Annotated in this window: 12 protein-coding genes, 1 tRNA gene and 1 pseudogene; 6 read left to right on the top strand and 8 right to left on the bottom strand. The window is 46.4% G+C overall.

The window, feature by feature from the left end:
• Nucleotides 1-373: 373 nt before the first annotated feature.
• From JHU38_RS11405 to tsaA, 4 genes are read left to right on the top strand one after another with little or no spacing between them, the layout of a single operon-like run.
• Entirely contained in the window at nt 374-1,225 is an 852-nt protein-coding gene (locus JHU38_RS11405) for a patatin-like phospholipase family protein (protein ID WP_107580962.1), read from the top strand.
• A 9-nt stretch (nt 1,226-1,234) separates the two neighbouring features.
• A complete protein-coding gene (locus JHU38_RS11400) occupies nt 1,235-3,073 on the top strand; it encodes an LTA synthase family protein (RefSeq protein ID WP_107580961.1) in 1,839 nt (612 codons plus the stop codon).
• A gap of 6 nt (nt 3,074-3,079) precedes the next feature.
• Nucleotides 3,080-3,748, top strand: a complete 669-nt coding sequence (locus JHU38_RS11395) for a phosphatase PAP2 family protein (RefSeq protein ID WP_107580960.1) — start codon at nt 3,080-3,082, stop codon at nt 3,746-3,748.
• The gene (tsaA, locus tag JHU38_RS11390; RefSeq protein ID WP_107580959.1) at nt 3,745-4,428 is read left to right on the top strand and encodes a tRNA (N6-threonylcarbamoyladenosine(37)-N6)-methyltransferase TrmO; all 684 of its coding nucleotides are present in this window, start codon (nt 3,745-3,747) and stop codon (nt 4,426-4,428) included. Before JHU38_RS11395 ends, tsaA begins: the two co-directional genes overlap by 4 nt.
• A gap of 27 nt (nt 4,429-4,455) precedes the next feature.
• On the opposite strand, the gene tatC is transcribed toward tsaA, so the two are convergent.
• From tatC to sppA, 8 genes and pseudogenes are all read right to left on the bottom strand, one after another.
• A complete protein-coding gene (tatC, locus tag JHU38_RS11385) occupies nt 4,456-5,235 on the bottom strand; it encodes a twin-arginine translocase subunit TatC (protein ID WP_107580958.1) in 780 nt (259 codons plus the stop codon).
• Nucleotides 5,235-5,441, bottom strand: a complete 207-nt coding sequence (locus JHU38_RS11380; protein WP_107580957.1) for a Sec-independent protein translocase subunit TatA/TatB — start codon at nt 5,439-5,441, stop codon at nt 5,235-5,237. The genes tatC and JHU38_RS11380 overlap by 1 nt, the downstream gene beginning before the upstream one ends.
• A 174-nt stretch (nt 5,442-5,615) precedes the next feature.
• Nucleotides 5,616-6,613: pseudogene (locus JHU38_RS11375) on the bottom strand (virulence RhuM family protein).
• A 438-nt stretch (nt 6,614-7,051) separates the two neighbouring features.
• Nucleotides 7,052-7,124: transfer RNA gene (locus JHU38_RS11370), tRNA-Phe, on the bottom strand.
• A gap of 382 nt (nt 7,125-7,506) precedes the next feature.
• Nucleotides 7,507-8,571, bottom strand: coding sequence for a thiamine-phosphate kinase (thiL, locus tag JHU38_RS11365; RefSeq protein WP_107580956.1), 1,065 nt, complete (start codon nt 8,569-8,571; stop codon nt 7,507-7,509).
• 33 nt (nt 8,572-8,604) lie between these two features.
• Nucleotides 8,605-9,414, bottom strand: coding sequence for a purine-nucleoside phosphorylase (locus JHU38_RS11360; RefSeq protein WP_107580955.1), 810 nt, complete (start codon nt 9,412-9,414; stop codon nt 8,605-8,607).
• Complete coding sequence (gene lpxK / locus JHU38_RS11355) at nt 9,299-10,480, bottom strand: tetraacyldisaccharide 4'-kinase (protein WP_107580954.1); 1,182 nt, start codon at nt 10,478-10,480, stop codon at nt 9,299-9,301. Before lpxK ends, JHU38_RS11360 begins: the two co-directional genes overlap by 116 nt.
• A gap of 13 nt (nt 10,481-10,493) precedes the next feature.
• Nucleotides 10,494-12,263: a signal peptide peptidase SppA gene (gene sppA / locus JHU38_RS11350; protein WP_107582278.1), complete on the bottom strand. Its 1,770-nt coding sequence runs from the start codon at nt 12,261-12,263 to the stop codon at nt 10,494-10,496.
• Between the two features lie 705 nt (nt 12,264-12,968).
• On the opposite strand from sppA, the gene JHU38_RS11345 reads away from it, so the two are divergent.
• Together JHU38_RS11345 and groL are read left to right on the top strand one after the other, a co-directional pair.
• A complete protein-coding gene (locus JHU38_RS11345; RefSeq protein ID WP_107582277.1) occupies nt 12,969-13,238 on the top strand; it encodes a co-chaperone GroES in 270 nt (89 codons plus the stop codon).
• Between the two features lie 62 nt (nt 13,239-13,300).
• On the top strand, nt 13,301-14,929 hold the full coding sequence (groL, locus tag JHU38_RS11340; protein ID WP_107580953.1) for a chaperonin GroEL: 1,629 nt from the start codon (nt 13,301-13,303) through the stop codon (nt 14,927-14,929).
• The last annotated feature ends 148 nt before the right edge of the window (nt 14,930-15,077 follow it).

Raw genomic sequence — 15,077 nt, 5'->3', positions numbered from 1 at the left:
TGAAAACAACTTCCTTCACTTTTTTGAAAAATATTTAGGACACTATTGGTTTTTTTCAGTTCTGCTATACAATAGAGTGTGGAGAAAACAAAATAGCCTATGGCCAAATACGCATACCATTCCATAGAGATTCATTATTTAATTTGTTCATACAAAGTTAGAGATTATCAGTGGAATAGTTGAATATTTGTCCGTTTTTTTTTGTAAAGAATTCGTTTTGCCAAAAGAATAATCAAAAAAACGACCATTGATGGTTATGTTCTCTGCGTTTAACATATCATGCAGTACGTTACCATCATTTAAAACTGTTACTTTAACTGATGAAAAGCAGCTGTGTTATGAGTTTATCTCTATTTTTTTGTAATTTTGCAATATGAAAAAAGGATTAGTATTGGAAGGGGGCGCCCTTCGGGGACTATTTTCCGCCGGTGTCATTGATGTGATGATGGAAAACCACATTTGTATTGATGGACTGGTGGGTGTGTCGGCCGGAGCAGCCTTTGGATGTAACTACAAATCTGAGCAACCCGGACGAGCCATTCGTTATAATAAAAAGTTCGCGCATGACTGGCGTTATTGCAGTCTGCGATCGCTCATAACGACCGGTGACTTGTTTGGCGGTCATTTCTGTTATCATGTCTTGCCAACCCGGCTTGATGTCTTTGACACTGCAACTTTTGACCGTAATCCTATGGAATTCTATGTGGTTTGTACCGATGTCACTACGGGGCAAGCTGAGTATAAGCTGCTAATGAAACATAGCCATGAGTGTTATGAATGGATCAGAGCGTCGGCCTCAATGCCTTTGGCTTCCAAGGTAGTGGAGATTGGTGATAAGAAATTGCTCGATGGAGGCATATCGGATTCTATCCCTCTGCATTTTTTCCAGCAGAAAGGTTACGACCGTAATGTTGTGGTTCTTACGCAACCAGAGGGTTATGTCAAGAAGCCCAATCGCCTGTTGCCACTTATGCGTTGGCAACTGAGGCGTTATCCACGTTTTTTAGAGGCAGCCGAGCAGCGGCATGTGATGTATAATGCGCAACTGGCCTATGTGCGGGCAGAGGAGCGGAAAGGCAATACCGTCGTGATTCGGCCGACTGGTGAGCTGTCGATAGAACATGTGTCGCATGATCCTGCCGAAATGGAAAACGTATATCAGCAAGGCCGACAAGCTGCTCTGGATAAGCTTCCGGCGATTTTAAAACTCTATCAGGAAGAATGACGCATTGATATGAAAGCATTTCTATTTTATCTTCAAAACTTTTGTTTCTGGCTGTTGGTCATGATGGTTCAAAAGCCTCTTTTTATGCTTTGGTATCATGATCTCTTTGTTAAAAATACGCTGGCCGACTGGTGTGCGGTCGTTTTTCATGCTTTGCCGCTTGATCTGTCGTTGGCAGCCTATCTCACTGCCGTGCCCATGTTGTTGGCCTTGACGGACCAATGGGTGGTAAGCAAGCGTTGGCGTCGTTTCGTCGCTTGGGGCTATTATGGGCTTGCCTCGTTGTTGATAGCAAGCGCGTTTGTGGTCAATCTGGGACTCTATTCGTTCTGGAAGTATCCTTTAGACGCTACACCTATTTTCTATTTCTTTTCTTCACCCAAGGACGCTTTTGCCAGTGTCAGCTTATGGTTTGCTTTGGGAGGAGTGCTGGCTATTGTCGCTGTAGCCACCGTTATCTTTATGGGAGCTTGGCGATGTCTGCCATCCGTGTTGCCCAGGGCAGAACGCCTGACCGGCCGTATCGCCACGACTTTTTGTCTGGTAGTGCTTACCGGGCTGCTGATTATCCCTATTCGTGGAGGAGTAACCGTTTCGTCGACCAATACCGGTAAAGTGTATTTTAGTGGACAGCAGTCACTTAACCATGCTGCGGTAAATCCTTTGTTCAGTTTCATGGAGAGTATGGTTCATGATGAGGATTTTGCCAATCAATATCGTTTTATGACCGGTGACGCCGCCGACCGTCAATTCCGTCAAATGGTCTACACCCGCACGTCGCCCCAAACCCATCAATCGCTTCTGAGACAAGATGCAGTCAGGCCCGACGTCTACATTATCGTAATGGAGAGTTTCTCCAGTAAGTTGATGAAAACATTAGGAGGATTGCCCAATGTAGCTGTCAATCTTGATCGATTGTCTAAGGAAGGGGTGCTGTTTACCCGGTTTTATGCGAACAGTTTCCGCACTGATCGCGGTCTTGTCGCCATTCTTAGCGGCTTTCCTGCCCAGCCTACGATGAGTATCATGAAATATCCGCGAAAGACGGCCCATCTGCCATCGATAGCGGCAGCCATGAAGCGGGCCGGCTATGGGGCGAACTACTATTACGGAGGTGACGCCGATTTTACGAATATGCGCTCTTATTTAGTAAATTCGGGATATGAGAACATCGTTTCTGACGTGGATTTCCCTGTGAAGGAGCGACTCAGCAAGTGGGGTGTGCCTGATCATTTGGTATTCGCACGTCTGTTGAATGATCTGCGTAGTGCAAGGCAGGCCAAACCCATGCTTAGAGTGTTGCAGACGTCAAGTTCTCATGAGCCATTCGATGTGCCTTATCATCGGTTGGCTAATAAACGGCTGAATGCTTTTGCCTATACCGACGATTGCATCGGGAAGTTTATCGATCAACTGAAGCAAACTCGCCGCTGGCAACATTCGCTCGTTGTATTGGTGCCCGATCATCAAGGCTGTTATCCCGAGGATATTTCCAATACCGATTTTGCTCGCTATCAGATACCACTCATCATGCTGGGTGGCGCCATAGAGCGACCTTGTCGGATTGACCGCATCGGCAGCCAGAACGACATAGCGGCCACATTATTGGCCCAGTTGGGTATTGATCATGGTGAATTTACTTTCAGCAAAGATATGCTCGATACCCGGGCTCCTGCGTTTGCTTGGTTTTCCGTACCGGGTCTCTTGGGAATGGTGACGGATGAAGGAGGCGTTATTTACGATACTAAGTTAGAAAAGACGGTGAATAGTTATGGTCAGCCTGACCATCCGCTACATATGGGGAAGGCTTGGCTTCAAAAGCTATATGATATAATTGATGGTCTCTGAAGTGCGATGTTATATTTACTGATACAATATTTGATGAATTGGGATTGCCATATTTTCTTGGCAATCAATGGCATACATTCTCCTTATTGGGATAGTTTTATGTATTTGGTGAGCGGTAAGGCTATCTGGATTCCATTGTATGTCACGTTTTTATTAGTGCTGCTAAAGAATTTCAATTATCGGGTGGTGCTGTCGATTCTTCTGACAATAGGTTTCATTATCCTCATAACAGACACTTTTACGTCGCAAATTGTGCGTCCGGCAGTGGCCCGGTTACGTCCCAGCAATTTGGAGAGTCCTATTTCTGAAATGGTTCATATCGTTGACGGAGTTCGAGGAGGGGCTTATGGTTTCCCATCGGCTCATGCGGGTAACAGTTTTGGATTCGCGTTTTTCATCTGTTATTTGTTTCGTCGCAATTGGTTATCTTTTTTCATGATCGTCTGGGCCATGGTCATCTGCTATTCGCGTATGTATTTAGGAGTCCATTACTTTGGTGATCTGTTTGTCGGAATGCTTTTCGCGTTTGGCGGATCGACAATCGCCTATCTGGTATTGCTGCGGGTCAATGGTCCCTGTCATGCCCGTGATCTGCGTTATCCTTATTGGCCGGTCTGGGTGGGGCTGTCTACTTTCTTCTTAATCTTTATCAGTGCTTTCTTTTTCCGCGTATGAATATAGAACCGATAGCTCATTTCCAGTCACCTTTTCGTTCAAAGTTTGGTATTCCCAAGCAAGCTGGTTTGGTCGCAGAATTAGAAGGTCGAATCATCTTTGAGCCACCGTACAGAAATGCCGACGCTCTTCGGGGAATTGAAGGATTTGACTATCTGTGGCTCATTTGGGCATTTTCGGCCAATAAGCATCAGCCTGTCAGTCCTGTGGTGCGGCCTCCGTTGTTGGGAGGAAATGAAAAAATGGGCGTGTTTGCTACGCGTAGTCCGTTTCGTCCCAATGGAATTGGTTTGTCGTGCGTGAAACTCGATCACGTGGAATGGGAGACAAGCCGAGGCCCGATCATTATTGTTAAAGGCGCCGACCTGATGGACGGCACGCCTATTTTTGACCTTAAGCCCTATGTGGTCTATGCCGATTGCAAACCCGAAGCCCGCAGTGGCTTTGTCGATACGACGTCCATCAAGCGGCTGCGTGTCATTATTCCGAACGCGTTAAGATCGAAGTTGGGAGAGAGAGAAGCTCGGGTGCTGACGCAAGTGCTGGAATTAGATCCGCGTCCCCATTATCAGAACGACCCGCAAAAGATCTATGGAATGCCTTTTGCGGGACGGGATGTCAAGTTCAGCGTGGCGGATGGCGTGTTAACGGTGGTAGGCTTAGATGATGAAAGTCTTTAGAACCATTTTATTTTACTTAGGTTTTCCTTACATTTCCAAACTTGTTTTTTCTCGTTTTTGATGTTCTGTTGCTTTCACAATGAGTATACTGAACTCATAGAGTAGCCAGATCGGAAGGGTGACGATGAACAGTGTGAACACGTCGGATGTTGGCGTAATGACGGCCGCAATGATAACGATGACCACGAAGGCATGTCGTCGATATCGCTTCATCCACGCGTGCTTGAGTACTCCCATGAGCGCAAGCAGCCAACTGATGACCGGAATCTCGAATACAAGGCCGAAAACCAGTGACATCATGAGCAAAGTGTCCATATAAGATTGGATAGTCAGCATGTTCCGGACATTGGAACTCACCGAATAAGTGCCGAGGAAGCGTACCGTCAGAGGGAATATCAGGAAATAATTGACCAAGACTCCTACGAAGAACATGCCGTAGGCACTGCCGATGATTCGCATGGAATATTTGCGTTCGCTGTCATATAGGGCGGGCGCGATGAACTTATAAAGCTGATAGATGATATAAGGCGAGGCGCAGAGAATGCCAAAGAAGAGCGCCGCCTTCATATGGACAAGAAACTGTTCGGTAAGCCCTGTGTTGATAAGGTCTATACGAAAAGGTTCCACTTTCAGTATTTGATAGGTTATAAAGTCGCAATCTTTCGGCGCCAGGATGACCTTAAATAACAAGTCTTTGCAGCAGAACGCAAGTAGGGCGCATAGTCCGCCCACGATAATGATTTTGAAAATGAGGCTTCGCAGGACGTCCAGATGTTCCCAGAAAGACAGATCGTCGTTTTCAGCCATTACTGATCATTGGCGTTGGTTGTCGTTTCTTTTGTTTCTTTTGTTTCTTTTTCGGTTGGGGTTATGTCGTTTTCAATGCCGTTGATGCCGTCCTTGAAACTCTTGACACCTTTGCCCAAACCTTTCATCAATTCGGGAATCTTCTTGCCACCAAACAGCAACAGAATGATGAGCGCAATGATAATGATTTCTTGTGTACCTAACATGTTCTTTAGTTTATTGGTTTATTTACTTGCAAATATAATAGAATAGGGTGGAATATCAAAAGAAAACGTCAAAATATAAATAAACTTTCAACAACGAAAAAAGCAGCCATTGCTGACTGCTTCATAAGTGGTACCACCAGGAATCGTAATCTCTTCCCAAGTAGTTCAATATCATTACTTTGAACTATTGCCACCATTGTCTTTCAATTTTTTGATTTCCCTATCAAAATCGCTTTCAAGCAAATCCATTTCGCGTTTGCGATAGATGGCAAACTCCTTTTCTGCCTTTTCAATCGCCTGTTTATGCGAAATGTTTCCCTTGCCAATCAAAACCTTCCGTTTATGAGCAATAATCTGGTTATCCAATGCTTCTGTCCAATCTTTCATTGTCATGGGATTCATTTCCAATGCTTGGAACTCGGCAAAGTCCAAGAAACCGGAAACAAGCAGATTCAAACGTTGGAGTTCAATCTCAGACAGGTAGTTCTTAGCGATTTTCACATCGTCCTTAGTTACATATTACCTTTGAAGTTCGTCATGTCTACAAACGGCTTTTCATTGTCCACCCGATTGTAGATAACTTCCGCGGCCGTATTCTCATGAACTGCGTAGTGCAACTTGTTTTGCACGGTAGCAAAGAACATCTTTGTCATCTCGTCACAAGGGTCATAATCTGTGGCTGTGGCATAAATGTCCGTAACTTGTTGGTAGAAGTTGCGCTCACTGCTACGAATATCCCTAATACGTTGCAATAACTCACGGAAGTAGCGGTTGCCTCCTTGTTTCAACCGCTCATCGTCCATAGTGAATCCCTTTTGAATGTATTCGTGAAGCCGCTGTGTTGCCCAGCGGCGGAAACGAGTAGCCACTTGCGATTGAACACGATAGCCAAGGGCAATTATCATATCAAGATTATAGTGGTCAATGTTACGTTTTACCTGACGATTTCCCTCTTGTCGAACTAACAAGAATTTCTTGTTAGTTGCTTCTATGGCAAGTTCTCCGTCTTTATATATATTGTCCACATGTTGGCTAATGTTTTGTTGCGTAGTGCAATAAATTTCCGCCAACTGATTCTGTGTAAGCCACAGATCTTTATCAGCGAAACGTACCGATACACGGGTTATTTCGTTATCGTCCTGATAGAGTATTATCTTATTCTCATCGCTCATAATTAATGATTATCTTTTTCTTTGAATTTGATCGGTAAAGGCTATCGGTGATTACTCCTCTTAAATATATCTTCATTAAGAAATTCCAAAACGCAGATTCAAATCTGCAACATTATTAGTTGGTAATACTAATTTATTGGTTTCGTTGATTTGTGCGTTTACTCCATATTTCCTTAAAAGACAAGTTTTTGTTCGAGATGCCTTTCTCATAAAAGTTGCAATATTATCTGTATTGGGCAAAGACAGTAGAAAAAGAAGAAGTGCTAAAACGGGGCAATTTGTACCTATCGAATATGCACAAAAGCACCCGAGTACAACTATAGTAGAAGAGGTCAAAGTTGGCTCGACAAAGCACAGAAAGTAATTTTGAAATTTTAGGATGTGAGGGTGTGTCAAAATGGGCACATCCTCTTTTGCTGAGACTTGCTTTTTTCAAAGTGGTACCACCAGGAATCGAACCGGGGACACAAGGATTTTCAGTCCTTTGCTCTACCAACTGAGCTATGGCACCATTTCGTTTTGCGGTTGCAAAGGTAGTAATATTTATCTATTTATAGGTGAAGAGTGAAAGAAAAGCTAATGGTATTAAAGTTTATTAACAACGAGAAGTGGGCAAAGGCAAGTGATTATGATAATCCGGCCCCTCTGACATTTAGCTAAATATTACGACGGACAGCCATGTCGAGAGGGGCTGAATGTTGAATACGATTTCTCCTGTTTATTGGACTACTCTTTATACACATCTCTGTTTAACAAAAAACTCTTTAAAAAATAGCGTATGCTATAAACAGAATTTAAGTAAGATAATCTCGAAAAGTCAATGATTTCAACATCAAACAACAGAGTTCTTATCACAAATTTTAAGTTAATCGAGATGTGTATAAAGAGTAGGTTTATTTTAGGGGATTCCATCCTTGAGCTTGAAGTTCAAATTCCTGATCGTCTCGGGTAATGAGCATGCAGCCGAGGGAGTCTTTGGTGATATAACCAATCTGACGAACGTTGTCCATCGATTCCAGCTTCTCATGGTTGCCGATGGGCACAGTGAACAAAAGTTCATAGTCTTCACCACCATTCAGCGCGCATGTTGACAGATTCATATTGAACTCTTCGGCCATGACGGCAGTCTGATAGTCGATTGGTAACTTGTTCTCATAGATTCGGCAGCCGCAATGACTCTGTTTACAGATGTGCAACAACTCACTGCTTAGTCCGTCCGAGATATCCATCATAGCAGTAGGACGAATGTTCATCTCGCGCAATTTGGCAATCATGTCGCCGCGAGCTTCGGGCTGTAGCTGGCGTTGAAGCAGATATTCCTTACCCGCAAAGTCGGGTTGAAAGTTTTGGAGGTCTTTTAGTGCAGCTTGATCTCCCTTCTTTCGTGCTTCTTCTACCTGCTGATAATAAACCGCTTTCTCACGTTCGAGCAGCTGAAGCCCCATGTAGGCAGCTCCCAAATCACCCGTTACACAAATCAAGTCGGTCTCTTTGGCTCCATTGCGATAGACAATATCCTCCTTCTTTGCTTCGCCAATACAAGTGATACTGATGGCTAACCCCGTATAGGAAGACGTCGTGTCGCCGCCGACAACATCCACTCCCCAGCGTTCGCAAGCCATGTTGAGCCCGGTATAGAAGGCTTCCATATCCTCTACGGTGAAGCGTTTACTGAGCGCGATGTTCACGATGAGCTGGCGGGGGGTACCGTTCATGGCGAAGATATCACTGATATTGACTGTCGCGGCCTTGTAGCCCAAGTGTTCCAAGTCGATGTAGGTGAGGTCGAAATGTACGCCTTCCATCAGCATGTCTGACGTGATCAGCACCTCCGAATCAGGGTAATGAAGCACGGCACAGTCATCACCCACACCATATCGGGTAGAGTTGTTTCTGATCTTGATATCTTTCGTGAGTCTTTCGATGAGTCCGAACTCCCCCAATTTTGCTATTTCCATTATTTCTTTACCTATTTATATATAGAGAATCATTTATGAGCGGCGAATCATCTCGCGCATGATTTCCGTCATCAATGGCTGAGCGGCGTTGGCAGCCTTCTGCACATCTTCATGACTTACCTCTACCGGCACGTCGAAGCCACCGAGATCGGTGATAATACTGATTCCGAAAGTCTTGATTCCGCAGTGATGGGCTACGATTACTTCGGGAACGGTGCTCATGCCGACCGCGTCTCCACCCATCATACGGTACATGCGATATTCTGCCGGAGTCTCGAAAGTGGGTCCTTGAACGCCAACATAGACGCCGTGAGCCACCTTGATACCCTTTTCCCGAGCAATCGTGTCGGCCAAGTCACGTAACTGTTTGTCATAAGCTTCGTGCATATCCGGAAAGCGCGGCCCTGTCGGGAAGTTCTTGCCATGAAGCGGATGTTCCGGGAAGAAGTTGATATGGTCATCAATAATCATGAGATCTCCAATCTTGAAGCTCGGATTCATGCCACCCGCAGCATTGCTGACGAACAGCGTTGTAATACCCAGCTCATACATAACGCGCTCCGGAAAGGTAACCTCTTTCATCGAGTAGCCTTCGTAATAGTGGAAACGCCCTTCCATGGCCATGATATCCTTGCCGCCAAGTTTACCGAATATAAGTCTTCCGGCATGTCCTTCTACTGTCGATACAGGAAAGTAGGGTATCTCAGAATACGGAAAGTCATAGCTATCAGTTATTTCTGAAGCTAATTGTCCGAGCCCTGTCCCCAGTATGATTGCCGTCTTTGGGCTTGTGGTCATCCTTTCTTTTAACCAGGATGCTGTTTCTTGAATTCTTTCGTACATAGCTTATGATTTGATTGTTAAAGTTTTCTTCTTGGTCTAAAAGGAATCTCACTTTGATTGGAAGGGCAAAAATGGCGTCGCAAACCTCCTGTGTCAGATGTTCGGCCGTTTGCAACCGAGCCGCGTCTTTCTCTGTCGTGATAATCATTTTAGGCTCTTCCATTGCTTCGTATACCGCGTTGATATGCTCTTGGTCCTTACGACTGAAATGGTGATGGTCGGCATACGCCAGCTGCGTGATTTGAGTCTGATAACCTTTGAGGTCGATGATTAGCTGGTCGGGCGAGGCTATGCCCGTGAGCAATAGAATGTTCTTGCCTTGGATTGACTGTAAGGGTAGAGAGCCTTTGCCGTTCTCGTAAACCGGAATTAAATCGTTGTAGTCAATCGTAGAGAAGTAAAGCGCCTGATACGGATACAGGTTCATCGCCTTAGTGAGTACTCGAAACTCCATTGGTTTCAAGTCTTTGGGGCATTTGGTGATAATTACGATGTCGGCCCGATTCTTTCCCGACTGCGGTTCGCGCAGTCTTCCGGCAGGTAACATTTTGTCGTAGATAATCAGACGGTGGTAATCCACGAGCAGAATGTTGATGCCCGGCTTCACGTAGCGGTGCTGAAAAGCGTCGTCCAGCAGGATGACATCGGTGTCTTTGGTACTTTCGTCGTGGGTCAGTCGGTCGATACCCCGCCGGCGATTGCCGTCGACGGCTATTGTAAGGTCGGGAAATTTCGTTTTCATTTGCGTCGGCTCGTCACCGATCTCTTGCATGGTCGACTGATCGTCGGCCAGCAGGTAGCCCCTCGTCTTACGCTTGTAGCCTCGGGAGAGCACAGCTACCTTCATCTGCTCTTTCAACAGTCTGACTAAATATTCCGTGTGGGGGGTCTTACCGGCACCGCCCACCGTGATATTGCCGATCGAGATTACCGGCACGTCGTAGGCCCGACTCTTGATGATTCCCATGTCGAAGAGCGCGTTGCGCAGTCGTACCACCATCTCAAACAGCCAGCTGAGCGGTAACAGCCATTCGTTGATTTTGATGAAATCTCCTTCGGTTCTCATGATGTTCGCAGTCTTATTTTACGAGTGAGATGGAGAAAGGCAACCGTGCCTGCACACGATCCATCGTCTCCAAATCATGCTTCATCTTCAGCGGTTCGTACATATCGCCCATCAAAAGTCTGAGTTTACCGTTCAGATAGCTGTCCATGCTATCATCCATATCGAGTAATTGGTCTAACAGGCTTTTTTCTTCGGGATATCGCTTGACGTTGTAATCGTCGAGCTTGGCCAGTTGGGCCGCTTTCCTGACAGCCGTGTCGAGGTTGCCCAGCGCGTCGACCAAGTGGATGCGGAGCGCGTCCGAGCCCAGATAGACATGCCCCTGGGCGATAGCTTCCACCTGCTCCATCGTCATGCGACGACCGCCGGCTACACGTTTCTTGAACAACAGATAGCCCCGTTCGACGCTTCGTTGAATCAGGTTGAACTGTTCGTCGCTGAAGAAGTGCCCTTGGGCGCCAATCACCGAGTTGCGGTTGGTCTTTACTTCATCGAATTTCATGCCGAGCAACTGGGTGTACAGCTTGCTGCGATCTCCGAGTATGCCGAAGATTCCGATACTTCCCGTGATCGTATTGGCGTCGGCCACGATATAGTTGGCCGCGCTGCTGATATAATAACCACCCGAGGCAGCGGCTCCACTCATCGATACTACGACAGGCTTCTTCTTTTTAAGCTCCATGATTTGGTGCCACATCTGCTCGGAGGCATAGGCCGAGCCGCCACCCGAATTGACGCGTAGCACCACGGCTTTCACGTTCTTGTCGTCGGCCAGGGCTTGCATGTCTTTGCAGAAGTCTTTGCCTACAATCTGGCTGCCGCCCCGGAATACACTCTGCGGACTGCTACTGTCGACAATATCGCCCACAGCCGTGTAGACGGCAATTTGGTCTGAAAGTCCATCGGTGGCTTCTTCCTGCAGATCGCTGACCGCCACCTGGTTGATATCGTCGTCTTTGTCCTGTCCCAACATTTTGGCCACAACGGCTTTTGTCTGGTCGTTGTAGATGAGCCCGTCGATCATGCGGGCTTTTACTAATTGTTGCTGATCTTCCAAGGAAATGAGCCGGTCGGCATAGGCATTGAGCGAGTCCTTGCTGATCTTACGGCTTGCGGCCACATCGGTTACTATTTTGTTCCACCAGCCGTTCAGATACCGTTCGGTCTGCTCACGGTTGGCGTCGCTCATCTTATCCTCTGTGAAGATTTCCACGGCACTCTTATATTTGCCTACTTTTACGGGAACGGCACGAATACCAATCTTGGCCAGCGTGTGTTTTACGTATTTCGTTTCGCCACCGAGGCCGGCCCAGCTAAGTTCGCCTGCCGGGTTCAGATAGATCTTGTCGGCCAATGATGACAGATAGTAGCTGGCCTGCGACATCTCTTCGCCATAGGCAATGATCCATTTGCCCGCTTTCTTAAATTCGCTCAGCGACTGGCGCAATTCTTCCAGATGAGCCATTTCGGCCCCAAAGCTGTTGGCCTGAATGAAGATTCCTTTTATCTTGTCGTTGTCGGTCGCGTTTCGGATGGCCCGCTGATAGGCTTCGAAACTCATCCCGTCGACTCCGTTCAGTTTGTTGAGGAAATTGTCTTCCGTCCGTTCGCTCATGATGCCGTCGAGGTTGAGCACCAGCACGGAATTGTCAGTAATGTCGTTGGTGTTTTCCGAACCGGCAATGATACCGACAAGGCTGATAAAGGCCAAAATGGTCATTACAAAACCGAAGAGGAACAGCCCCACCATGGTGGCGAAAACATGTTTGAAGAAATCTTTCATATACGTATTGTTATATTTGTTGTTCGCGGCAACGTGCGACCGACCACAGTCATTGGGGTGATCCGAATCGTTGCGACATAACTGCAAAGATAAAAGAATTTTGACATTTTTCAAAACGAATACTCTCTTTTTATAATATTAATGTGTAAAAGTATATTGTTCAGGTAACTGCCCCTTGTTTCCATGGAACAGCCTGAAAGCTTGCCGGCGGCTCGCTCTTTGTCAAGAAACATGACACTATTTTAACACTTTCCGGACTGTGCATCCAGAGTGGATGAGAGGCGAAAAGATACCAAAAAGGTGACGATAGATGGGCGATGGAGCCTCATTGTTGTACTTTTGAGAGCTGAAAGCATAGCTTTTACACGACAAAAGCACTGCTTTTTGCTCTTAAAAGACCCATGATGAGACGCTAAAAGCATAGCTATTGGGTGGTTGAAAATGCTCATGAAGATGGCCGAAAAACGTAAACGGCTGATAGTGAGCAGTTTACAACTGCGCTCAAAATTCGCGTATTTGTCCGTGAAAAACTTTTTGTGGCGAAAAACGCAGCCAGCGATGGGGGTGTTGTCCGATATTTTCATAATCATGGACTGCCACATTTGTCAGCCTCTTGACAAAAATGTCAGCCTTTTGGCATTTGGCACGCTTTTGGCTTTAACTGGGGCAGTGATAAACCAAAAAGTATTTATAAAACATACAATTATGAACATTAAACCATTAGCAGACAGAGTGCTGGTACTTCCGGCAGAAGCTGAAGAAAAAGTAGGTGGAATCATTATCCCGGACACAGCTAAGGAAAAGCCACAACGTGGTAAAGTTGTTGCCGTAGGACAAGGCACGAAAGATGAGCAGATGATATTGAAAGAAGGTGACGTCGTGCTCTATGGTAAGTATGCCGGGACCGAACTTGAGAACGAAGGTGAAAAGTATCTGATGATGCGCCAGAGCGATGTTCTCGCAGTTGTAGAATAAATTAATGGACGTAAAGTTTCATTCAACATTTCCAAACTTAACATTAAACATTTAGAAAGATTATGGCTAAAGATATTAAATATGATGTAGACGCCCGCGATTTGATGAAGAAGGGTGTGGACCAGTTGGCTAACGCAGTTAAAGTAACGCTCGGTCCGAAGGGACGTAATGTAGTGATTGAGAAGAAGTTCGGTTCTGCGCAGATTACCAAGGACGGCGTGACTGTTGCCAAGGAAATCGAGTTGGAAGACAAATTCGAGAATACCGGCGCGCAGCTTGTGAAGAGTGTTGCCAGCAAGACGGGTGACGATGCCGGTGACGGCACGACCACCGCTACCATCCTGACCCAGGCCATCGTAAATGAGGGCTTGAAGAATGTCACTGCCGGCGCCAATCCGATGGATTTGAAGCGTGGTATCGATAAGGCTGTCGCTACCGTTGTGGAGCACATCAAGAGTCATGCCGAGAAAGTGGACGACAACTATGACAAGATTGAGCAAGTGGCAACCGTTTCTGCTAATAATGATCCGGAGATTGGTAAGCTCTTGGCCGACGCCATGCGTAAGGTATCGAAAGACGGTGTTATCACCATCGAGGAAAGCAAGACTCGTGATACCAATATTGGTATTGTAGAGGGTATGCAGTTCGATCGTGGTTATCTCTCGGGCTATTTCGTTACCGACGCCGAGAAGATGGAGTGCGTCATGGAGAATCCTTACATCCTTATCTACGATAAGAAGATTTCCAACCTGAAGGATTTCCTGCCTATCCTGCAGCCGGCCGCAGAGAGCGGACGCCCATTGATGGTGATTGCGGAGGATGTAGACTCTGAGGCACTGACCACATTGGTAGTCAACCGTTTGCGTGGTGGCCTGAAGATTTGCGCTGTTAAGGCTCCCGGCTTCGGCGACCGTCGCAAGGCCATGCTCGAAGATATCGCCGTGCTGACCGGAGGTGTTGTCATCAGTGAGGACAAAGGCTTGAAACTTGAACAGGCAACGCTCGAAATGCTCGGCTCTGCCAAGAAGGTGACGGTTTCCAAGGACTACACGACCATCGTAGACGGCGCGGGTCAGAAGGAGAATATCGCCGATCGCGTGGCTCAGATCAAGAATGAGATTGCCAATACAAAGAGCTCTTACGATAAGGAGAAACTGCAGGAGCGTCTGGCTAAGTTGGCTGGTGGCGTTGCCGTACTCTATGTAGGTGCCAACTCTGAAGTGGAGATGAAAGAAAAGAAAGACCGTGTAGACGATGCCCTCTGCGCTACTCGTGCAGCTATCGAAGAAGGTGTTGTTGCCGGTGGTGGTACTACTTACATCCGTTCTTTGAACGCTTTGAAGGGTCTGAAGGGTGAAAATCAGGACGAGCAGACCGGTATCAATATTGTTGAGCGTGCCATTGAGGAGCCACTTCGCCAGATTGTTGCCAATGCTGGTGGCGAAGGTTCGGTTGTAGTTAACAAGGTTCGCGAGGGCGAAGGTGACTTCGGTTACAATGCTCGCAAGGATGAATACGAGGATTTGCGCAAGGCAGGTATTATTGATCCGGCCAAGGTTGCTCGCGTAGCACTTGAGAATGCCGCATCTATCGCTGGCATGTTGCTCACAACCGAGTGTGTTATGGTTGACAAACCAGAAGACAAACCCGTTATGCCGGCGGCAGCTCCGGGCATGGGTGGCATGATGTAATCTTAAAATAATCACATATAATAAAGGTGGCAATCCGTATGGGTTGCCACCTTTATTATATTATATCGTTCGATATATTCAAAATAAAATTCTGATATTATTGCTGTCCGGTAAAACTTAAATAGCATAGATATCCTTTCGGAATTGC

It is taken from the genome of Prevotella illustrans (assembly GCF_017426725.1).
Classification (GTDB): Bacteria; Bacteroidota; Bacteroidia; order Bacteroidales; family Bacteroidaceae; genus Prevotella; species Prevotella illustrans.
This window is presented reverse-complemented; position numbering and strand designations above follow the sequence as displayed.